The sequence below is a fragment of the Novosphingobium sp. 63-713 genome (genome assembly GCF_001898925.1).
In the GTDB taxonomy this organism is placed as follows: domain Bacteria; phylum Pseudomonadota; class Alphaproteobacteria; order Sphingomonadales; family Sphingomonadaceae; genus Novosphingobium.
In genome coordinates, this window is sequence record NZ_MKVS01000052.1 from 134,508 (window position 1) to 155,590 (window position 21,083).

The window sequence follows — 21,083 nt, forward strand, 5'->3', positions numbered from 1 at the left end:
CCCCTTTGCGTTGCAGCAATTTCGCAGTCGAGAGGGAGGCTAGCGCATTATTACCAAACCCCATGTTCGTAATAATGCGCAGAGGGTGCAGGGCGAAAAGAGGGTAAACCCTGCGGGTCTCAAGGCGGGGCGAAAAGGGCCAAAGCGGGCAGAAATGCTGGATTTGGCGCGATTCGGACCGACGGCGGACAGGGATAACAGGTGTTGCGATTCGGCCATAGTGGCGCGGCGGACCATCTGGAAAACAGCAGGCGGCGCCGGGGTTCAAAAAGCGGCGTCGGGTTGGGAAATCGCGGATTTCCGCAGTGCGGCAAGAAGCGATTTCATACTGAAACACCGCAGAAATATTACGCTTGACGGCTTAAGTAATATCCATAGCGTTATGAGAATGTCGGCAATGATGTTGCAACGCGGAAAAGCGCATCACCGACAGGCCAAGTTTGCATCGAATACTTGAGGGCAGGCCACAAGGTGGTCGCGTTGTCGTCGCCTTGTCGGGCGGCGAGGGAGAAATGCGTCCGATTGATCGGCATTTGACACAACAGGAGGCAAAGTGACCAGGAAATCGACCCGCAGAACATTGCTCGGCGCCACCATTCTGATGGGCGCCATGGCTCCGGTCTTGGCCTCTCCGGCCTTTGCCGAGGATGCTGATGCGCCGGGCAATGGCGGCGATATCGTGGTCACGGCCACGCGTCGCCAGACTACCTTGCAGGACGCGCCGATCAACATCAGCGCGCTGGGCTCTGATCAGCTGGCCAAGGCGCGGATCGACGATGTGAAGGCGCTGGCCTCCTTCACGCCGGGCATCACGGTCAATGACACCGGCCCCAAATCGACCGGCAACATCGTGATGCGCGGCATTTCATCCTCTGATTCCAGCGCCACGGGGTCGAATTACGAAACGGCCGTGGGTGTCTATCTGGGCGAGGTCCCGCTCTATCTCGATTTCAAACTGATCGACATTTCCCGCGTCGAAGTGCTGCAGGGGCCGCAGGGCACGCTCTATGGGCTTGGCACGCTGGCGGGCGCGGTGCGCTATATGCCCAACCGGCCCACGACGGACAAATTCACCGTGGACCTCCACGCGCGCGGCTTTGCCCAGTCGCACAGTTCCGATTTCGGCGCCAATGTCGACGGCACGGTCAATATCCCCATTCTGGCCGATCATATCGCGTTGCGCTCGACGGTGGGCTATTATGACAATCCCGGCTTCATCAACTACAACCATCTGCTGAAAAACCCCGGCGTTTCCGACCCCCAGCCCGTGCGCGGGACCACGGCGGCGCAGGGCGGCTTTGGCAATTCCACCGATTACGTGAACAATTTCACCTTCCGCAAAGGGGTGAATTACGAGCGCACCTTTACCACCCGCAACCAGTTGCTGCTGGAGGCCAGCCCGGCGGCCAAGCTCTATCTGACCTATGCGCATCAGATCACCAAGACGCTGGGGCGGCAGGCGACCGGCGCGGGCGTTCTGGGCACGGACAAGTATGAAGGCCCGTGGCGCTATCTGGAGCCGACCACGCGCAAGGCCGATCTCTATGCCGCCGAATTCAATTTCAACCTTGGCTTTGCCCAGGTGGTGGCGACGGGCGCCTATACCAACCAGAACCTGAAAACCCATGCCGACAACACCGACCTGCTGCTCGACCTGAATTACGGGTATGAGGCGTTCCCTTCCTTTTCCTCCTATAATGACACCAACGAGGATTATCGCCAGTTCAACGGCGAATTGCGGCTGGTTTCATCCCATGGCGGGCCGATCAGCTGGGTGATCGGCGGGTTTTACAACAATTTGCGCAATTATCGGAACTATCAGGAGCATACGCCCGGTTTCGCCAATTTCGCCGGGGTCTATCGCCCGGACGATCTGGAATATATCTCCTTCGTCAACACGCGGACCAAGGAAAAGGCGGTTTACGGCGAGGCCACCGCGCATCTGACGGACGCATGGCAGGTGACGGGGGGCTTGCGCTATTTCAAATATGACGCCTTTGCCACCGGCGGCACCGATACGCCGCTGTTCGGCGGGGGCCTGACGCGCACACCCTATCCGCTGATCCAGTTCGACCCCAGCCGCATCCGTTCGGGCAACACCAGCGCCGATGGCGTGGTGTGGAAGGCCAACACATCCTATAAATTCAGCAAGGACCTGCTGGTCTATGCCACCTACAGCACCGGCTATCGCACGGGCAATGTGAACCGCGTGGCGCCCTGCACCTTCTCGCCGGGCAATGTGCCGCCCGGTCAGAATGTCTGCGCCTATCCCAATGAATTGCTGTATAAACCCGACAAGACCAACAATGCCGAAATCGGCATCCGCGCCTCGATGCTGGATCGGCGCCTGCAATTCACGCTGTCGGCCTATCATATCGACTGGAAGAATATTCAGGTCGATACGCAGACGGTTAACGGCGCGGTGGGCGTGACGGTCAATGCCAAGGATGCGGTTTCGCAGGGCTTTGATCTTTCCGGCCAATTCCGCATCACCCCGCGTCTGGTGTTCAACGGCACCTATTCCTATACCGACGCCCATCTGACGCAGGACGCCGACAATGTGGTGGTCAGCCAAGGCGTGGCCTACCCGGTCTTTGCGGGCGACCGCCTGCCCGGATCGACCAAACATTCGGGCAGCGCGCAGCTTACCTATACCTATCCTCTGGGCGAGGGGCGCAGCATCGAGGCCAATTGGGCCGCCGTGTTCAAGGGCAATGTCTATTCCCGCATCGGCCTGCGCGGCAATGGCGAGGTGATCCCCAGCTATGTCACGCATCGCGCGGCGGTCACCTATCATGCGCCCGCCTTCGATGTGGCGCTGTTTGCCGACAATATCTTCGACAAATATGCGATCACCTCGATCAGCAATGATGTAAGTTCGTACAACCAGACCCGCACCGGGGTGGTGGAGCGTTATTACGCGCAAGGCGTGCTGACCCCGCGCAAGGTGGGCGTGGACCTGCGCTTCCATTACTGAATTTGCCTTGCCGGGTCATCGTCTTGGCCCGGCATCTCTGGACCATTGGATCAGGGTTTGCCTGTCATGAAACAGCATCTCGTCAATCTTCTGCCGCCCGCCACGCTGGTTGCCATTGTCTGCTTCTGGATGTTTGGTCCGGCCGCGTGGCTGGCCAATGAATATACGCTGGTCTGGGTGACTTCGATCACCACCGCTTTCGTGCTGGGGCTGGAATTCCTGTTCGAGCGGCATCCGGGCTGGCGGATGGATTGGCGCGAATTTGCCACCGATCTGTTCTATGTCATCCTGGGGGCAACGGTCATCACATGGGTGACCAATGTGGCGGCCGAAGAACCGCTGATGGCGGCCAAGAAGGCGCTGGGCATCGCCACGCCTTGGGCCGGGCGCCTGCCCTTTCTGGTGCAGGTCGTCTCGGTCATGGCTATCATCGAATTCGGCCAGTACTGGATGCATCGGCTGATGCATAATTCGACGCCCTTCTGGCTGACCCATGCGCCGCATCATCATATTACCCAATTGAACGCGATGAAGGGATCGGTGGGCAACCCCATCGAACTGTTCCTTATCAGCCTGAGCGTGCTGGCCTTTTTCGACTTCTCGCCCACGGCCAAATTCTGCGCGATTTCGGTCAATGCGGCGATTGCCATCTATGCTCATGCCAATGTGGCCGCCAATCCGCCCTTCTTCTATGCCTTCTTCTTCACCACGATCCGCAACCATAGCCTGCATCATTCGGTGCCCTATGAGGACACGCGCTGCAACTACGGCAATTCGCTGATCATCTGGGATCGCGTGTTCGGCACTTTCCGCGAGGGCGAGGCCAGCGTGGTCGGGCAGGATGACCGCAAGCGCCTGTCGATCTGGGAGCAGACGGTGTTCCCCTTCGTGCCGCTGATCCAGGCCTATAAAGCGCGCAAGGGGCAGGCGTCTTGAGAGCGCTGGGCTGGGCGCTGGCGCTGGCCGGATTGATCGTCACACCGGCGCTGGCGGCCCATCCCGCGCCGCATCTGTTCAAGGAGCGCTGGATCGACGGCACGCTGGACGCTGAACCGGTGGCGCAGGTGCAGGCGCTGGATGGCGACACCTATGTCATCCGGCAATCGGTCAAGACCAATTTCGAAGCGCCGTTTCTCTATCTGATTTTTGGACATGATCGCGCCCTGCTGGTCGATACCGGCGCGCAGGGGGGCGTGATCCGCCCGGTGGTGGACCGTGTGATCCAGGGCTGGCTGGCCGCGCATCACCGCCGGGCGATTCCCCTTGTTGTGGCCCACAGCCATAGCCACGGCGACCATATCGCCGGTGACGCCGCCTTTCGCGATCGGCCCGATACCGTGGTGGTGGGCACGGCGCCTGCCGATGTTGCCGCCTTCTTTGGGATTGCCAAATGGCCCGATGGCATCGGCCGCCTCGATCTGGGCGGGCGCATCATCAGCGTGATCCCGACGCCGGGCCATCAAAAGGCGGCGGCCATGTATTACGATCCGCGCCTTGCGATCCTGCTCTCGGGGGATTCGCTTTATCCGGGGCGGCTCTATGTGCCCGTCAATTTCATGGACGAGGCGCGGGCCAGCGTGGACCGGGTGGTGAAATTTGCCGCCACGCATCGGGTCCGCGCCTTGCTGGGCGCGCATATCGAGATGACGCAAACGCCGGGCCGCGATTATGGCCATGAGGCCCCGACCCATCCCGAGGAGCATGTGCTGGAAATGCCGGTGTCGCAATTGCGTGAACTGCAGGCCGGTTTCAAGGCCAAGCTGGATGTGCCGGACACACGCGCGGTGCATGACCATTTCATCATCGTGCCGGTTCCATCAAGAGATCAATGATTCCCGCAATAATCCATCGCTTTTGCCCCTGAAATAGAAATCGCAAACAACCGGAACGGTGATAGACTCCGCGTAAAGATATAAACGCAGGAGAGGCCCGTGATGGCCGATTTCGATTTCGCACTGGGCGAGAATGCCCAGATGATCCGGGATACGACGGCGCGTTTTGCCGCCGCCCGCATCGCCCCGCTGGCGACGCGGATTGATGCACAGGACTGGTTCCCGCGCGAGGAATTATGGCCCGCGATGGGCGAACTGGGCCTGCATGGCATCACGGTGGCGCCGGAATGGGGCGGGCTGGGGCTGGGCTATCTCGAACATGTGCTGGCCTGCGAAGAGGTCAGCCGCGCCTCGGCCTCGATCGGGCTGAGCTATGGCGCGCATTCGAACCTGTGCGTCAACCAGATCGCGCGATGGGGCAATGAGGATCAGAAGGCACGCTTTCTGCCCCGCCTGATCTCGGGCGAGCATGTCGGCGCTCTGGCCATGTCGGAGGCCGGGGCGGGGTCGGATGTCGTCTCGATGAAGCTGCGCGCGCGCGAAACGGATCGCGGTTTCGTGCTGGACGGCACGAAATTCTGGATCACCAATGCCGCTTATGCCGACACGCTGGTGGTTTATGCCAAGACGGGAGAGGCGATCACCGCCTTCCTGATCGAAAAGACCATGCCGGGTTTTTCCATCGGGCAAAAGATCGACAAGATGGGGATGCGCGGATCGCCTACCGCAGAGCTGGTTTTCGACGGCTGCGAAGTCCCGCGCGAGAATGTGCTGGGGCCGCTGCATGGCGGGGTCAAGGTGCTGATGAGCGGGCTGGATTATGAGCGCGCGGTGCTGGCCGGGATCCAGCTTGGCATCATGCAGGCCTGCCTTGATGTGGTCCTGCCCTATGTGCGGACGCGCCAGCAATTCGGCCAGCCCATCGGCGCCTTTCAACTGATGCAGGCCAAGGTGGCGGACATGTTTGTCGCGCTCAATTCCGCGCGGGCCTATGTCTATGCCGTGGCGCGGGCGTGTGATGCGGGGCGCACCACGCGGCATGATGCGGCGGGCGCGATCCTGCTGGCCAGCGAGAATGCGGTGCGTGTGGCCTTGGATGCGGTACAGGCGCTGGGCGGGGCAGGCTATACCAAGGATTGGCCGGTCGAACGGTTTCTGCGCGATGCCAAATTGCTCGATATTGGCGCCGGGACCAATGAGATCCGGCGGATGCTGATCGGGCGCGAGTTGATCGGACGCGGCCGATGATTCTGGAAAGCGGGATCACAAGCGAGAGCGAGACTTTCCGTGCCAATGAGGCGCATAATCGCGCTCTGGCCGAAAAATTGCGCGCCGATGTGGCTGCGGCGGCTTTGGGCGGGGGAGAGACGGCGCGACAACGCCATGTCGGACGCGGCAAATTGCTCCCGCGCGAAAGGATCGACCGCCTGCTTGATCCGGGCAGTCCGTTTCTGGAAATCGGGCAACTGGCCGCGCATGGTCTGTATGGCGGCGATGTGGCGGGGGCGGGGATCGTGGCCGGGATCGGGCGCGTGGCCGGGCGACAGGTGATGATCGCGGCCAATGACGCCACGGTCAAGGGCGGCACCTATTTTCCGATGACGGTGAAAAAGCATCTCCGGGCGCAGGAGATCGCCGCCGAAAACCACCTGCCCTGCATCTATCTGGTCGACAGCGGCGGGGCCAATTTGCCGCATCAGGCCGAGGTCTTTCCCGACCGCGATCATTTCGGCCGCATCTTCTACAATCAGGCCCAGATGTCGGCGCGCGGCATTCCCCAGATCGCCTGTGTGATGGGCAGTTGCACGGCGGGCGGTGCCTATGTTCCGGCCATGTCGGATGAAAGCGTGATCGTGCGCGGGCAGGGGACGATCTTCCTTGCCGGGCCGCCGCTGGTGCAGGCCGCGACGGGCGAGATCATCAGCGCGGAAGAACTGGGCGGGGGCGATCTGCATGGGCGCAGGTCGGGCGTGGTCGATCATGTGGCGGACAATGACGATCACGCGATCACCATCCTGCGCGATATTGTCGGCACACTCGCGCCTCAGCATCAGGCGCCGGTCAATCTCCAGCCGTCGATGCCGCCGCGTTACGATCCGGCCGAACTCTATGGCATCATCCCGCAGGATGTCCGCGCGCCCTATGATGTGCGTGAGGTGATCGCACGGCTAGTCGATGACAGCGCGTTGCACGAATTCAAACCGCTTTACGGCACAACCTTGGTCTGCGGCTTTGCCCATATTCACGGTATGCCGGTGGCGGTTCTGGCCAACAATGGCGTGCTTTTCAGCGAGAGCGCGATCAAGGGCGCGCATTTCATCGAACTGGCGTGCCAGCGGCGCATCCCCTTGCTCTTCCTGCAAAATATCAGCGGTTTTATGGTCGGCGGCAAATATGAGGCCGAGGGCATCGCCCGCCACGGCGCCAAACTCGTCACGGCTGTGGCCACGGCCAGCGTGCCCAAGATCACCGTGCTGATCGGGGGCAGTTTCGGGGCGGGCAATTACGGCATGTGCGGGCGCGCCTATGGGCCGCGTTTTCTGTTCACCTGGCCCAATGCGCGCATCTCGGTGATGGGTGGCGAACAGGCCGCCAGCGTGCTGGCCACCGTCCACCGCGACGCGGCGACATGGACGGCGGAAGAGGCGGAAGATTTCAAGGCTCCTATCCGCGCCAAATACGAGGAGGAGGGCAGCCCATGGTATGCCACCGCGCGATTGTGGGACGATGGCATGATCGATCCGGCTCAGACCCGCGATGTGCTGGGGCTGGCTCTGGCCGCCGCGCTGAATGCGCCGATCCCGGATCGCGCGCAATTCGGCCTGTTTCGGATGTGAGGGTATGATCGCCTCGCTCTTGATCGCCAATCGCGGCGAAATCGCCTGCCGCATCATCCGCACCGCGCGGCGGATGGGTATCCGCACCATTGCCGTCAATTCCGATGCCGATGCGGGCGCGCTGCATGTCGCCATGGCCGACCGGGCGGTGGCCATCGGCCCGGCGCCTGCCCGCGAAAGCTATTTGCGCGGCGAAAGGATCATCGCCGCCGCGCTGGAAACCGGGGCGGAGGCGATCCATCCCGGCTATGGCTTCCTGTCGGAAAATGCCGAATTTGCGCAGGCTGTCATGGATGCTGGCCTGATCTGGGTCGGGCCGGACCCGGCCAGCATCACCGCCATGGGCCTGAAAGACGCTGCCAAGGCGCGCATGGCGGCGGCTGGCGTGCCGGTCACGCCGGGCTATCTGGGGCAGGATCAGGATGACGGTCATCTGGCGCGCGAGGCCGCGAAGATCACCTATCCGGTGCTTATCAAGGCCGTGGCGGGCGGCGGCGGCAAGGGGATGCGGCTGGTGGCCGGTCCTGCCGAATTTGCCCATGCGCTGGCCTCATGCAGGCGTGAGGCGATGGCTGCTTTCGGCAATGACCGCGTGCTGATCGAGAAATTCATCACCCGCCCGCGCCATATCGAGGTGCAGGTGTTTGGCGACCGCCATGGCAACATCGTCCACCTGTTCCAGCGCGACTGCTCGCTGCAACGCCGCCATCAGAAGGTGATTGAGGAAGCCCCGGCGCCGGGAATGGATGAAGCCACGCGGACGGCGGTGTGCCGCGCGGCCGTCGATGCGGCCCGCGCGGTCGATTATGTCGGCGCAGGGACAGTCGAATTCATTGCCGACGCCGGCGATGGCCTGCGCGCCGACCGTATCTGGTTCATGGAAATGAACACGCGGCTTCAGGTCGAACATCCCGTGACCGAGGCGATCACCGGGGTCGATCTGGTCGAATGGCAATTGCGCGTGGCTTCGGGCGAACCTCTGCCCAAGCGGCAGGAGGATCTGTCGATCAACGGATCGGCGATGGAAGCGCGGCTCTATGCCGAGGATCCGGCGCGGGGGTTTTTGCCCTCGATCGGGCGGCTGGATGCCTTTGATCCGGGCGATGGGGTCCGGGTCGATACGGGCGTGGCGCAAGGGGGGCAGATCACGCCCTATTACGATCCCATGATCGCCAAGCTGATCGCCCATGGCGCCACGCGGGACGAGGCGCGGCGCAAGCTGGCACGCGCATTGGACCGCGCGGTGGTCTGGCCCTTGCGGACCAATGCGGGCTTTCTGGTCAAAGCGCTGAACCATCCTGATTTCGCCGGAGGGCATATGGATACCGGCCTGATCGCTCGGGCGGGCGATGCGCTGATGCCTGATCCTTTGCCCGGTGCGGCGGCCTTGAACAGGGCGGCGGCGGATCTGGGCGGGGCGGGGGCCTTGGCGGGTTTCCGGCTGAATGGCGCGCGGCAGGGACGTGGGCGGGTGATGGTCGATGGGCAGGCGGTCGAGGTTGATGTGGCCCCGCGCGAGGGAGCGATCTTTCGCGCCCCGCTCGGGCGCGTTGTGCTGAGCGAACATGGGCAGAGCTGGGAGGTCAGGCCCTATCGCGCCGCCGCGACCGGGGCGGCGGCGGCGGGTGACGGGGCGGTTTTGGCCCCCATGCCGGGCACGATCAGCGCTATCCATGTCACCCCCGGCCAGAAGGTGAGCAAGGGGCAGAAGCTGGTGACGCTGGAGGCGATGAAGATGGAGCATGGCCTGACCGCGCCCTTTGACGGGGTGGTCGAGGAGATGCCCTTTGCGCAAGGTGCGCAGGTGCGTGAGGGAATGCTGTTGGTGCGTATAACCGCAGGAGAGGCAGCATGAGCGGCCGCTATTTCGAGGAATGGGAGGTGGGCGACCGCATCGACCATCCGATCCGCCGCACCGTGACCGAGACCGACAATCTGCTGTTTTCGGCCCTGACGCATAATCCCCAGCCATTGCACATCGACGCCGAGGCCGCGCGGGCCAGCGAATTTGGGCAAATCCTCGTCAACGGCACTTTCACCTTTGCGCTGATGATCGGCCTGACGGTGGGAGAGACGACGCTGGGCACGCTGGTGGCCAATCTGGGCTATGACCGGGTGGTGATGCCCAAACCGGTCTTTCTGGGCGATACGATGCGGGCCTGCACCGAGGTGGTGGAATGGCGCGAGAGCCGGTCGCGGCCCCATGCCGGGCTGGTGACATTCCGCCATGAATTGTGGAACCAGCGCGACGAGATGGTCTGCCAATGTTTGCGCGCCGCGCTGTTGCATAAAAGACCGGCATGAGGCTGCGCTCGCTGCTCTTTGTGCCGGGGGACCGGCCCGAACGTTTCGCCAAAGCGGCGCAGAGCGGGGCCGATGCGATCATCCTTGATCTGGAGGATTCCGTTGCACCCGCCGCCAAACCCAAGGCGCGCGAGGCGGTGGCGGAGTATTTGAACGCTCCAGCCGATGTTGCCCGTTTTGTGCGGATCAACGCCATGGACAGCCCTTATCTGGAGGCTGATCTGGCCGCGGCCCATGGGGCGGATGGGCTTGTCCTGCCCAAGGCAGTTGGGGCCGCGACTGTCCGCTCGTTGGCGGCTCTCGCGCCGGGGGTGCCGATCCTGCCCATCGCCACCGAGACCCCGCAGGCCGTCTTTGGCCTCGGCACCTATGGCGAGGTGGCCGAGCATCTGTGCGGCCTGACATGGGGGGCGGAGGATCTGCCCGCCGCCATCGGCGCGATGGGCAGCAGGCGGCCCGACAGCTCCTATACGGCCCCCTTTGAAATGGTGAGGTCGATGGCTTTGTTTGGCGCCCATGCCGCCGGGGTGGCCGCCATCGAGACGGTCTATCCCGCGATCCGTGACCTTGATGGGCTGGCGGCCTATGCGGCGCGGGGGGCCTTTGATGGGTTTACCGGGATGATGGCGCTGCACCCCGATCAGGTGCCGATCATCAATGCCGCCTTTACCCCCAGCGCGCAGCAGGTCGAGCAGGCCCGCGCGATCGTCGCCGCCTTTGCGCAGGCGCCCGGCGCGGGGGTACTGATTCTCGACGGCAAAATGATCGACGCACCACATCTGGCGCAGGCGCGTAATATTATTGCGCGAGCGGAAGGGGCCGCTTTGCCGAGAGGGCGCGATTGAGGCCCGTTTTGCCTGTTTCGGACACCCCGTTGACAGGCGTTTGGAATAGGCATCTGATCCTTCTCCAAGCCCTGAAAAAGGAGGAATTTGCCTCGATCTCGCCGTCGCTACAGACCGGCGAAACGTTTCCGGAAAGAAGCTGAAATTCCCGAAAGGCCGCAGGAAAAGCGCGCCACGGGACAAAAGGCCAAGGAGAGGACATGGATAATCAACCCCGGCTCACCCTGCATATTCCCGAGCCCCCGGCCCGCCCCGGCGACCACCCCGATTTTGGCGGAATGAAGCTGCCCAAGGCCGGCGAAACCGCGCGGCCCGATGTCGATGCCGCCGAGCCGACCATGCGCGACATGCCCTTTGGCATGATCCGCGTGCTGGATGATGGCCATCATGCGGTCGGTCCGTGGGACCCGCATCTCGATGTCGATATCCTGCATCGGGGCCTGCGTGCGATGATGCTGACACGCGCCTTTGACGACCGCCTGTTTCGCGCCCATCGTCAGGGCAAGACCAGCTTTTACATGAAATCCACCGGTGAGGAGGCGATTGCCGTGGCGCAGTCGCTGATGCTGGGCGCGCGCGACATGTGCTTTCCCACCTATCGCGTGGTCGGCTGGCTGATGGCGCGGAACTATCCGCTGCTCGATCTGGTCAACCAGATCTTTTCCAATGCGGGCGATCCCTTGCGCGGGCGGCAATTGCCGATCCTTTATTCGGCCCGCGATTACGGCTTCTATTCGATCTCGGGCAATCTGGGCAGCCGGTTTGGCCATGCGGTGGGCTGGGCGATGGCCTCGGCCTATAAGGGCGATGACCGGATCGCACTGGCCTATGTGGGCGAAGGCACCACGGCGGAGGGCGGTTTCCACGAGGCGATCACCTTTGCCAGCGTCTATCGCGCGCCGGTGATCCTGTGCGTGACCAACAACCAATGGGCGATCTCCAGCTTTTCCGGCATTGCGGGGGCCAATGAAACCACCTTTGCGGCCAAGGCGCTGGCCTATGGCATTCCGGGGCTGCGGGTGGATGGCAATGATTTTCTAGCCGTCTGGGCGGCGACGCAATGGGCGGCGGAAAGGGCGAGGCTTAACCTCGGGGCGACCCTGATCGAATTGTTCACCTATCGCGCGGCGGGCCATTCCACCGCTGATGATCCGGCCAAATATCGCCCCGCCGATGAGGCGCTGCAATGGCCGTTGGGCGATCCGATAGAGCGGCTGAAAGACCATCTGATCGCCTTGGGCGAGTGGGACGAGGAGCGCCATGCGGCCCTGCAATCCGCGCTGGAGGATGAAGTGCGCGCCGCCGTTCGCGCGGGCGAAGCCATCGGCACGCTGGGCAAATCCAAGCCCGAATTGGCCTCGATGTTCGAGGATGTGTTCAAGCAGCCGGACTGGCGCGTGATCGAACAGCGCCGCGAAATGGGGGTCTGACGCCATGCCGGTGATGAACATGGTTCAGGCGCTCAACAATGCGCTGGACGAGAAACTGGCCGATGATCGCGATGTGCTGATCTTTGGCGAGGATGTCGGCTATTTCGGCGGGGTATTCCGTGTGACCGACGGGCTTCAGGCCAAACATGGGCTGACGCGCTGTTTCGACACGCCGATTGCCGAAGGGGGCATTATCGCCACGGCCATCGGCATGGGGGCCTATGGCTTGCGCCCGGTGGTGGAAATCCAGTTTGCCGATTACATCCTGCCCGCCTTTGACCAGTTGGTCAGCGAGGCGGCGCGGCTGCGCTATCGTTCGAATGGCGAGTTCTGGGCGCCGCTGACGGTGCGCACACCCTATGGCGGCGGCATTTTCGGCGGCCAGACGCATAGCCAGAGCCCGGAGGCGATCTTTACCCATGTGGTGGGGCTAAAAACGGTGGTGCCCTCCAATCCCTATGACGCCAAGGGCCTGCTGATCGCGGCGATCGAGGATGATGATCCGGTCATCATTCTCGAACCCAAGCGGATCTATAACGGTCCCTTTGACGGGCATCACGACCGGCCGCTCAAGACATGGGCGGGACATCCCAAGGCGGAGGTTCCCGAGGGGCTCTACCGCGTGCCGCTGGGCAAGGCGGCGGTGGTGCGCGAGGGGCGCGACATTACCGTGCTGGCCTATGGCACGATGGTCCATGTCGCGCTGGCGGGCATTGAGGAGGCCGGGGTGGATGCCGAACTGCTCGATCTTCGTTCGCTGGTGCCGCTCGATATTGAGGCCATCGTGGCCTCGGTGCGCAAGACCGGGCGCTGCGTAATCCTGCATGAGGCTTCGCGCTTTGGCGGTTTCGGCGGCGAATTGTCGGCGCTGGTCCAAGAGCGCTGCTTTGACCATCTGAAAGCCCCCATCGAGCGCGTGGCCGGTTGGGACACGCCCTATCCGCACGCTTTTGAATGGGATTATTTTCCCGGCCCCGCGCGCCTTGTGGCCGCGCTGCGCCGCGCGATGGAGTATTGATCCATGAGCCTTTATCAATTCCGCCTGCCCGATATTGGCGAGGGCATTGCCGAGGCCGAAATCGCGGTCTGGCATGTCAAACCGGGCGATCATGTGGCTGAGGACCAATGTCTGGTCGATGTGATGACCGACAAGGCGACGGTGGATATGACCTCGCCGGTCGAGGGCAAGGTTCTGGCCATCCACGGTGCGGCGGGCGAGATGCGGCCGGTGGGCGCCGTTCTGGTCGAGATTGAGGTGGCGGGCGAGGCCGAAGCGGCGGCGGCAGAGCCTGAACCGGCGCCCGAACCCGAACCGACACCCCCGCCGACCTCCGAGCCTGACATCGCCGCCCCTCTGGCCGCTCCCGCCACGCGCCATCGCGCGCGTGAATTGGGCATCGCGCTGGAATCGGTCGTGGGGACCGGGCCGGGCGGGCGTATCACGCTTGAGGATCTGGAGCCTCATGCCCACAGGGCTGAACAGCCGCGCCCCGCCCCGCGTGAGGGGGCAACCGACATCCCCATCACCGGCCTGCGCCGCAAGATCGCCGAGAGGATGGAGCAGGCCCATCAGCGCATTCCCCAGATCACCTATGTTGAGGAATGCGACCTGACCGAGCTGGAGGCGCTGCGCGGCGAAATCAACAAGGAGGGGCGAGACAGGCTGACCCTGCTGCCCTTCTTCATCCGCGCGCTGGTCCGCGCCTTGCCTGATTTCCCCCGGATCAACGCGCATTATGACGATGAAAAGGGCGTGCTGCGGCAATATGCCGGGGTGCATGTGGGCGTCGCGGTCCAGACGCCCGGCGGTCTGATGGTGCCGGTCATCCGCCATGCCGAAACGCTTGATATCCACGCCTGCGCCAGGGAGCTGGCGCGGCTGAGCGAGGCGGCGCGCGACGGCACGATCCGGCGCGAGGAATTGAGCGGCTCGACGATCACGATAACCTCTCTCGGGCCGCTGGGCGGCATCGCCACCACGCCGATCATCAACCATCCCGAAGTGGCGATCATCGGCCCGAACAGGATCATCGAACGCCCTGTGGTGCAGGGGCCTTTCGTGGCGCTGCGCAAGGTGATGAACCTGTCGAGCTCGTTTGACCACCGCATCGTCGATGGCCATGATGCGGCGCGGTTCATCCAGCATATCCGGCGCCTGCTCGAACATCCCGCGCTGCTGTTTATGGACTAGCCTGCGCTAGAAGCCCCATCGGACCTCGCGAAAGGCGATGCGCGCCGGGATGGTCAGCGACATGACCGTGCCATGCGGATGCGCATCGCCCATGTCGAATTTCGCCCCCAGCGCGGCGGCGCGTTCGCGCATGTGGATCAGGCCGAAATGGCCCGGCCTTTGCCCTTGCGCCATCACCGCGCGGTCCAGCCCCACGCCATCGTCGCTCACGCTCAGATGCAGGCTGTCGCGGGCAAAACTGACGGCGATGATGATCCGGCCCGCCTGCGCATGGCGGCGCGCGTTGAACAGGGCCTCGCCCGCAATGGCCTCGATCTCGTCGGCTACCGGCGCGCAGACCCTTCGCGGCTTACCCGTGATCCGCAAGTCCCAGACCGGCCCATCCTCCAGCCGCGCCGTCGCCAGCGCGCGCAGCAGCGCCGCCAGATCAACCGGCTCGCCCGCTGCGCGCAATTCGCGCACCTTGTCGCGCCCTTCGATCAGCACATCATCGGCCCGCTCCAGTGTATCCTCCAGTTCGAGCCGCGCCGGATGCCCATGGGGCAGCCGTTCGAGCGTCGATTGGAAACGCAGCATCAGGCCCTGAAAACCCTGCAGCAAAGTGTCATGCAATTCGCGGGCGATCTGTTCGTGCACGGCCAGACGGTCCTCGATTCTTTGCCGGACCGCCTGCGTGGCCGCGCGGATGCGCCAACGCAGCCCCGCCCAGACCGCCACCCCAAGGGCCAGCCCGGCCAGCGCGGCAAACCACCATGTCTGCCAGAAATAGGGGGCGATGGTGAAAGTCACCCGCGCCACCTGCCTGCTCCACAGTCCATCGGCATTGGCGGCCATCACGTCGAGCGCATAACGGCCCGGCGCCAGTCCGGTATAGGTAATGGACCGCGCGTCGGTCTGCACCCAGTCGCGGTCCACCCCGCTCAGCCGATAGCGATAGAGATTGCGCGCCGGATCGATCAGGCTGAGCGCCACCGCATCGACCTGAATGCGCCTGGTGCCTGCGGGCAGAGCCGGATCAGCGCCGCGATAGACCCGGCCATCGGCCTCCAGCGAGCGGATCACCACCGGCGGGGCGGGGGCGGGGGCCGCGCCGCCCTCGGGCTCGATCCGCACCAGCCCGCGATTGGTCACGAACCACGGCCGCCCCTCTGCATCGATTTCGGCATCATTGGCGGCCCAATAGACATCGCGCCTTGCATGGATGCCTTCGTGATCGCCATGCAGGCGGTGGGGGATGGGCTGTTCGGGATGGGCAAAGGCTGAGTCCCAGCGTCCGCGCTCGACATCGGCGATGCCCGCGCCGCTGATGATCCAGACCCGCCCACGCCCCATCGCCAGCCCGGTAATCCCCGCCAGCCAGGGATGATGATGCGCATCGAGCGTAACGATCCGCCCGCCCCGCATCCGCGCCAGCCCCTGTTCGCCCCCGATATAGAGTTCCGGGCCAAAGGGGCGCAGCATCCGCATGAATCCGGTGGCGATCTGCTCGCGGTTCCAGATCTCGCTCTGCCCGTCGGGTGTGAGGTGCGTCAGGCTGGTGGTCGGGCGCAGGGTGAACAGGCCCTTTTGCCCGTCCGAAACGCCGAATTGCCAGTTCTGCGCCGGTTGCCATCCTTTCCAGCGCTGCCCGTCCAGTTGGGCGATGTTGACATTGCCCATGATGTTGAGGATCCGCCCGTCGCTGGTGATGGCGCAACTGCCTGTCGGCGCGGCGTCGGGCGGCGGGGGCAGATAGCGCCAGCGCCCGCCCTGCCGGACAAAACCCTTGGTTTGCGCCATGGCGAGCAATTGGCCCTGCTGTCCGGCGCAGATGGCCGTCATGTCGCCGCCCTGATGGATCAGGCGCGGCGCGCCCGCTTCGATCCCCACCACGCCCGTGTCCGTGCCCAGATAGAGCGGCGCGCCCGGCGGGCCGCCCTGGGCAAAGCCGGTGGTGGGCGCGCCCGCCAGCGCCACGCGGATCACATCCGACCGGCGCAGGCGCAGCAGCCCATCCGCGCCGCCGCCCCACAGCGAGCCCTCGGCATCGCGGAAAAGTACCGTCACGGCCATCGACGTCCGCCGCGCCGGGCGGGACCGGGGCGCAAGCATCAGCCCGTCGCGATAGGCCGAGAGCCAAGCCGCGCCATCGGCAAAGATCAGGCCGCCATGCTGAAACAATCCGGGCGCCGGAACGGTCGAGGGCAGGGCTCGGATCATCGGCCGCCCGGTCAGCCGCTCCATCCCCTTGGCGCTGGTCATCCAGACCGCGCCTTCGTCATCCTGCGCCAGCGTGGCGGGATAGGCCGGGTGGCGCAGCACCAGGGCGGGCCGCGATCCGCCCGGCGCGATGCGCGAGACCGATGCGCCCTGCGCGATCCATAGCGTGCCGTCGCGCGCCACCATCAGATGGTCGATGCTTTCGTCCTGCAGCCCGGTTTCGGGCGAGATCAGCGACCAGCGGCCATGGCGGAAGAGATGCAGTTGCGGCCCCAGCCCGCCGATCGTGGCGATCCAGACATCGCCCTGCGGCCCGGCGGTGATGGCCTGCACCGCGCCTTTGACCTGCTGGTCGCGCGGCAGATCTTCCAGCCGCCCGTTGCGCCAGACCGACACGCCGCCATAATCGCGCCCCATCCACAGCGCGCCATCGGACGCCACCGCCATGGTCAGGATCGTGGCGGACCGGCGGCGCTCATAGGCGACCGGCTCGATCCTTTCAAAGCTCAGCCCGTCAAAGCGATAGAGGCCGTTGCCCGTGCCCAGCCACAGGAAGCCGTCGGGCGTTTGCGCGATGGTGCGTATATCGGTGGGGGCGCCGCTTTCCGGCCCCCATGCGCGCAGGGCATAGCCGGGCGGGGCCGGGTCAATCCGGGCCTCAGCCTGCGCCGGGACAGAGAGCGCCGGAGCCGACGGGGCCGCCAGCGCGGCCAGAAACAGCACCCATGCCTTCACCCGCGTTTAGCCCGCGACGACATCGGCATAGTCAGGGTGGCGCGCATACCATGCCGCCATATAGGGGCAGCGCAGGACCAGCGAGAAACCCTGCGCGCGAGCCATGGCGAACAGGCCCTTGGCCAGCGTCGAGGCCAGACCCTGTCCGGCATATTCATCGGGAACCTCGGTGTGGAGCAGGACATAGCGCCCTTCTTCGTCGCGGCGATAGACACAGATGGCCAGCACATCGCCCTCGATCGGCAATTCAAAGCGGTTCTGCGCGGGATTGTGGCGGACGTCAGCGGGAGTGGGGGCAGAAGTGGAGGCGGGCATGATTTCGCCTTTCGGGAATGGGGGATTGTCAGGGATTGTGAACAAGGGCGGCGGCGGGATGGGCCACGCACAGCATCGTGCCCAGCACCACCATGCCCGCAGCCAGCGCGAGAGGCAAGGCAAGCCCCCAGTGCGTGACCATCAGCGCGCCGACGGCAGCGCCTGCAAAGATGCTGGCCACAGCGGCGATGCGGCGGGGCAGATTGGGGCCGGTGCCGCCCGCCAGCGGGGAATCGGCGGCAATTCCGGTCAGCGTCAGGGTGAGCACCGTGGTGGTCAGATCGGGCACTTTGAGCATCCGGATCGTAGCATTGCGAAAGCCCATGGCCAGCGCGGTGAGCGCGATGATCGCGTCGATCCAGGGCGCCGATGCCAGCGCGCAGATCGCCGCCAGCGCCAGCAGCGCGCCCTCGATCCCGGCGGCGGCCAGCAGCCATTGGCGCAGCGGGCGCCTGCCCAGAGACTGGCCGATCCGCCCGGCCACCAGCGCGCCGATCAGAAAGGTGAGCAGCGCCACCAGATAGGGCTTGATGGCAAAACCGGGCGTGCCCACGGCGGCAAAGCCCAGAAAGACGATATTGCCGGTCATATTGGCCGTAAACACCTTGCCCAGCCCCAGCACCGAGACGGCATCGACAAGGCCCGTCGTGGCCGAAAGCATCAGGAGCAGGCCGGGCAGCGGAGAGGAAGAGGATCGCATCATGGCGGGGGTTCCTTAGAAGCGGAAATTGGCCTGAAGGCCCAGCATGGTGGTGGTGCGCGTCGATCCCGTTTCGCGCAGGAAGGCGCCGGGTGCAAACACCGAGAAAGAGGAGGACAATTCCAGTTCGGCGGTCGCCTGCCAAGCCACGACAGCCTCGCCGCCGCCGCCTATGAAGCGGGAGTGGCCCGCACCGGCGCTGCGGATCATATTGCCCGGAATGTCATAGACGCCATCGCCGCGCGAATAGCGCCAGAAGGCCATGGCGGCCAGGCTGGCCGAGACCTTGGGGGCGATCTGCGCGCTGAAACGCGGATTTAGGTTGACGATGTTGGCCGGGCCGACGGGGGACAGTTCGCCGAAATATTTGCCCTTGGGAAACAGCGCGTTGAACGTGCCCAGATGGCCGTCTCCGGCCTTGCCGTCGCCGCTGATGATGTTGACGCGCATGGTGGCGTCCATGGCATGGGGCAGGGCAAGGCCGACCTCGGTGCCCAGCGTCCATGCACCTATGTTCTGGCCCGCGAATTGGCCGAATTGCGCGACGCCCTCGACATTCCAGTGCAGTTGGCCGCGCGTGCCATGGCTGCGCAAACCGATGGAATGGCGCAGTTCATGGCCCGTGATCCCGCCGAAACGGGCGGTGCGGTTGCGATAGGCCAGATAATAGATATCCCAGCCCGGCAGCACCGCATAGGCGCCCCACAGGCCCTTGGTGGCCGAGGTATGGTCGTCGAAATCGCGCAGGCCCGCCTGCACCGGATGCAGCGCCAGCAGGCTGACCGAGGCCGCGCCGATGCGCACCACCGCCCGCGCCCCGTCAAAGGCCAGCGGCGTGTTGGGGCCATAGCGCGTGCCGATCAACCGTTCCGTGCCCAGCGAGACCATCTGCCGCCCGCCGCGCAGGGTGACGGGGCCAAGATCGGCCTCGGCAAAGGCCTGAAGCAGATCGAGGCGGCTTTGGTCGGTGGGGCTGGCCGCGGGTTCGACGCCGGTGGCGAATGTGGCCATGGGTTGCACGAAGGCGCGAAACTTGCCCGCATGCAGGTCGGCATAGGGCAGGGCGCGCGCCCACAGATAGGTCTGGTCGGGCGCGCTGCCCCATTGATTGCCGCTCAGGCTTTCGCTGCGCAGGCGCAGTTCGGCGCCGGTCGAGAGCCAGACGTCATCGGTGATCGGAACGTATTTGAAAGGTCCGGTCCAATGATGGGCGCGCTTTTCGGCATCGGCCAGATCGGACCAGTCCTCGTCATAGCGGGTGATGGACAGGGTGGGGGCCTGCCATGCCTCACGCGCCTGTTGGGCCGAGGCGGGGCAGGCGCCCAGCAAGGCGCAAGGCAGCGCGAGGCAGGCAAGTTTACGCACGGTCAGTCCGATCCTGGCCTGTTCCGTCACGGCGCTGCGCTCTTTCCGAAACCAGCGCGACCAGCACGAAGCCGCCGATCAGGCCGATATGTTCGAAAAAGGCATTGGTGGCCATAAAGCGGTCCTGCCCGGCGGGCATCGCCCAGAAGGCATTGGCCACGCAGGCCGCCAGCAGCGTGAAAACGCCCAGCATCCCCGCCCCCAGCCACACCAGCCGCCCCGAAAGCACCAGCAGCGGCCCGATCAGTTCGACCGCAATCGTGATCGCGGCCCAGAGCGCGGGCGGGTTCAGCCCGAAATGGGCCTGTTCGGCGGCGGCGGCGGGAAGGTCGCTCAATTTGACGATCCCACCCAGCAGATAAGGCCCCACCAGCGCGAGGCGGGCGATGGTCCATGTCATCGGCCATTCCAGAATGGCGTCGATCATGGCGGGGTCGCGGTGGGTGAAGTCTGGGCGCGTATCCATGGCTCAGGCGCCCTGATGCACTTCGGCGATATAGCCGCCGGGGAAGCGGACAATCGCGCTCTGGCGCGCGCCGACGGTGTAGGGGGCGACCAGCAGTTCGGCGCCATTGGCCTTGGCCTTGTCCAGCGTGGCGGCGAGATCCGCGACTTGATAGCCGGTCATGTCGCGGCCATAGGGCCAGGGGAGTTGGCCGTCCGAGACAAAGACCACCATCTTGCCATAGTTGCTGGTGAGGGAAACGCGGCGGATGGTCTTGCCGGTCTGGCCCACTTCGGCGCCGGGGGCCTTGCGGTCGTCTGCCGTGATGCTTGCATGGGCATAGCCGCCCCAGCTTTTGAGGAAAGCATCGGCCGCATCGGCGGTCAGATAGATGCGGTTTTCCGGGATGGTGGACAGCGGCGCATAATGCGGCGTGGCGGTGTGCCAATAAAGCTGCATGTTCACCCCGCCCGGCCATTGGATGACGACATCGCGGCCGATGGGATCGGGAAAATCATTGAGGCGGCGGATCGCGCCATGACGCCGCGCGGCCACCACGGCCTTGTCCATATCGGTCACCAGATAGCCGGTGCGCTCATCGCCAAAGGGATAGGGGATCGGCGTTTTAAAACCGAACACCGACACCGTGCCCGCAGGCGTCAGCACGAGTTGCGATTTGGTGAGGCTGGGGGTGGGGGTGACCTGAAAGGTGCCCTGCTTGCTGGTAGTGCCGCCGAAAGTGGCCGAGAAACTGGCGACGAAGCGGTCAAAATCGCCTTCGGGCACATAGACATGGGTGGTGTCATATTGCGGGGCGACGCCGACGTCCGGGGTGGTGACAGGTTTTGCGGCGGCGGGGGCGGCCAGAACGAGAGCGATGGTAAAAGCGAGAGATTTCATGGCGGGGG

The 21,083-nt window shown here is 64.5% G+C and carries 18 protein-coding genes; 12 read left to right on the forward strand and 6 right to left on the reverse strand.

Annotated features, from left to right (window positions below; all coding sequences use genetic code 11):
• Nucleotides 1–154 precede the first annotated feature (154 nt).
• From BGP00_RS24135 to BGP00_RS24190, 12 genes are all read left to right on the forward strand, one after another.
• Complete coding sequence (locus BGP00_RS24135) at nt 155–457, forward strand: hypothetical protein (protein WP_168605368.1); 303 nt, start codon at nt 155–157, stop codon at nt 455–457.
• Between the two features lie 96 nt (nt 458–553).
• Entirely contained in the window at nt 554–2,977 is a 2,424-nt protein-coding gene (locus BGP00_RS24140) for a TonB-dependent receptor (RefSeq protein ID WP_310015414.1), read from the forward strand.
• A gap of 66 nt (nt 2,978–3,043) precedes the next feature.
• A complete protein-coding gene (locus BGP00_RS24145; RefSeq protein ID WP_292692117.1) occupies nt 3,044–3,913 on the forward strand; it encodes a sterol desaturase family protein in 870 nt (289 codons plus the stop codon).
• On the forward strand, nt 3,910–4,809 hold the full coding sequence (locus tag BGP00_RS24150; RefSeq protein ID WP_292692119.1) for an MBL fold metallo-hydrolase: 900 nt from the start codon (nt 3,910–3,912) through the stop codon (nt 4,807–4,809). Before BGP00_RS24145 ends, BGP00_RS24150 begins: the two co-directional genes overlap by 4 nt.
• Before the next feature lie 102 nt (nt 4,810–4,911).
• Nucleotides 4,912–6,057, forward strand: a complete 1,146-nt coding sequence (locus BGP00_RS24155; RefSeq protein WP_292692121.1) for an acyl-CoA dehydrogenase family protein — start codon at nt 4,912–4,914, stop codon at nt 6,055–6,057.
• The gene (locus BGP00_RS24160) at nt 6,054–7,646 is read left to right on the forward strand and encodes a carboxyl transferase domain-containing protein (protein ID WP_292692123.1); all 1,593 of its coding nucleotides are present in this window, start codon (nt 6,054–6,056) and stop codon (nt 7,644–7,646) included. Before BGP00_RS24155 ends, BGP00_RS24160 begins: the two co-directional genes overlap by 4 nt.
• A gap of 4 nt (nt 7,647–7,650) precedes the next feature.
• Entirely contained in the window at nt 7,651–9,501 is a 1,851-nt protein-coding gene (locus BGP00_RS24165; protein ID WP_292692125.1) for a biotin carboxylase N-terminal domain-containing protein, read from the forward strand.
• Entirely contained in the window at nt 9,498–9,950 is a 453-nt protein-coding gene (locus tag BGP00_RS24170) for a MaoC family dehydratase (RefSeq protein ID WP_168605362.1), read from the forward strand. Before BGP00_RS24165 ends, BGP00_RS24170 begins: the two co-directional genes overlap by 4 nt.
• Nucleotides 9,947–10,795: a CoA ester lyase gene (locus BGP00_RS24175; protein ID WP_292692127.1), complete on the forward strand. Its 849-nt coding sequence runs from the start codon at nt 9,947–9,949 to the stop codon at nt 10,793–10,795. Before BGP00_RS24170 ends, BGP00_RS24175 begins: the two co-directional genes overlap by 4 nt.
• Before the next feature lie 200 nt (nt 10,796–10,995).
• Nucleotides 10,996–12,225: a thiamine pyrophosphate-dependent enzyme gene (locus tag BGP00_RS24180; RefSeq protein ID WP_292692129.1), complete on the forward strand. Its 1,230-nt coding sequence runs from the start codon at nt 10,996–10,998 to the stop codon at nt 12,223–12,225.
• Nucleotides 12,226–12,238: 13 nt separating this feature from the next.
• A complete protein-coding gene (locus tag BGP00_RS24185) occupies nt 12,239–13,243 on the forward strand; it encodes an alpha-ketoacid dehydrogenase subunit beta (RefSeq protein WP_292692215.1) in 1,005 nt (334 codons plus the stop codon).
• 3 nt (nt 13,244–13,246) lie between these two features.
• Nucleotides 13,247–14,416: a dihydrolipoamide acetyltransferase family protein gene (locus BGP00_RS24190; protein WP_292692131.1), complete on the forward strand. Its 1,170-nt coding sequence runs from the start codon at nt 13,247–13,249 to the stop codon at nt 14,414–14,416.
• Between the two features lie 6 nt (nt 14,417–14,422).
• Here the strand turns inward: BGP00_RS24190 and BGP00_RS24195 are convergent, their stop codons facing one another.
• From BGP00_RS24195 to BGP00_RS24220, 6 genes are read right to left on the reverse strand one after another with little or no spacing between them, the layout of a single operon-like run.
• On the reverse strand, nt 14,423–17,350 hold the full coding sequence (locus BGP00_RS24195) for a triple tyrosine motif-containing protein (protein ID WP_292692133.1): 2,928 nt from the start codon (nt 17,348–17,350) through the stop codon (nt 14,423–14,425).
• A gap of 6 nt (nt 17,351–17,356) precedes the next feature.
• Nucleotides 17,357–17,665 carry a GNAT family N-acetyltransferase gene (locus tag BGP00_RS24200; RefSeq protein WP_292692135.1) on the reverse strand — a complete coding sequence of 103 codons (309 nt, stop codon included), beginning with the start codon at nt 17,663–17,665 and terminating at the stop codon, nt 17,357–17,359.
• 28 nt (nt 17,666–17,693) lie between these two features.
• Nucleotides 17,694–18,365: a YoaK family protein gene (locus BGP00_RS24205; RefSeq protein WP_292692217.1), complete on the reverse strand. Its 672-nt coding sequence runs from the start codon at nt 18,363–18,365 to the stop codon at nt 17,694–17,696.
• Between the two features lie 15 nt (nt 18,366–18,380).
• A complete protein-coding gene (locus tag BGP00_RS24210; protein ID WP_292692219.1) occupies nt 18,381–19,730 on the reverse strand; it encodes an alginate export family protein in 1,350 nt (449 codons plus the stop codon).
• Nucleotides 19,723–20,196, reverse strand: coding sequence for a DoxX family protein (locus BGP00_RS24215; protein WP_292692137.1), 474 nt, complete (start codon nt 20,194–20,196; stop codon nt 19,723–19,725). The genes BGP00_RS24210 and BGP00_RS24215 overlap by 8 nt, the downstream gene beginning before the upstream one ends.
• Nucleotides 20,197–20,199: 3 nt before the next feature.
• Nucleotides 20,200–21,075: a glyoxalase gene (locus BGP00_RS24220; protein WP_292692139.1), complete on the reverse strand. Its 876-nt coding sequence runs from the start codon at nt 21,073–21,075 to the stop codon at nt 20,200–20,202.
• Between the last annotated feature and the right edge of the window lie 8 nt (nt 21,076–21,083).

Bases quoted from the DNA above. Each gene is read 5' to 3' on its own strand.
- BGP00_RS24135 (WP_168605368.1), top strand. From the start codon at position 155: ATGCTGGATTTGGCGCGATTCGGACCGACGGCGGACAGGGATAACAGG.
- BGP00_RS24145 (WP_292692117.1), top strand. From the start codon at position 3,044: ATGAAACAGCATCTCGTCAATCTTCTGCCGCCCGCCACGCTGGTTGCC.
- BGP00_RS24155 (WP_292692121.1), top strand. From the start codon at position 4,912: ATGGCCGATTTCGATTTCGCACTGGGCGAGAATGCCCAGATGATCCGG.
- BGP00_RS24160 (WP_292692123.1), top strand. From the start codon at position 6,054: ATGATTCTGGAAAGCGGGATCACAAGCGAGAGCGAGACTTTCCGTGCC.
- BGP00_RS24165 (WP_292692125.1), top strand. From the start codon at position 7,651: ATGATCGCCTCGCTCTTGATCGCCAATCGCGGCGAAATCGCCTGCCGC.
- BGP00_RS24170 (WP_168605362.1), top strand. From the start codon at position 9,498: ATGAGCGGCCGCTATTTCGAGGAATGGGAGGTGGGCGACCGCATCGAC.
- BGP00_RS24175 (WP_292692127.1), top strand. From the start codon at position 9,947: ATGAGGCTGCGCTCGCTGCTCTTTGTGCCGGGGGACCGGCCCGAACGT.
- BGP00_RS24180 (WP_292692129.1), top strand. From the start codon at position 10,996: ATGGATAATCAACCCCGGCTCACCCTGCATATTCCCGAGCCCCCGGCC.
- BGP00_RS24185 (WP_292692215.1), top strand. From the start codon at position 12,239: ATGAACATGGTTCAGGCGCTCAACAATGCGCTGGACGAGAAACTGGCC.
- BGP00_RS24190 (WP_292692131.1), top strand. From the start codon at position 13,247: ATGAGCCTTTATCAATTCCGCCTGCCCGATATTGGCGAGGGCATTGCC.
- BGP00_RS24200 (WP_292692135.1), bottom strand. From the start codon at position 17,665: ATGCCCGCCTCCACTTCTGCCCCCACTCCCGCTGACGTCCGCCACAAT.
- BGP00_RS24205 (WP_292692217.1), bottom strand. From the start codon at position 18,365: ATGCGATCCTCTTCCTCTCCGCTGCCCGGCCTGCTCCTGATGCTTTCG.
- BGP00_RS24215 (WP_292692137.1), bottom strand. From the start codon at position 20,196: ATGGATACGCGCCCAGACTTCACCCACCGCGACCCCGCCATGATCGAC.
- BGP00_RS24220 (WP_292692139.1), bottom strand. From the start codon at position 21,075: ATGAAATCTCTCGCTTTTACCATCGCTCTCGTTCTGGCCGCCCCCGCC.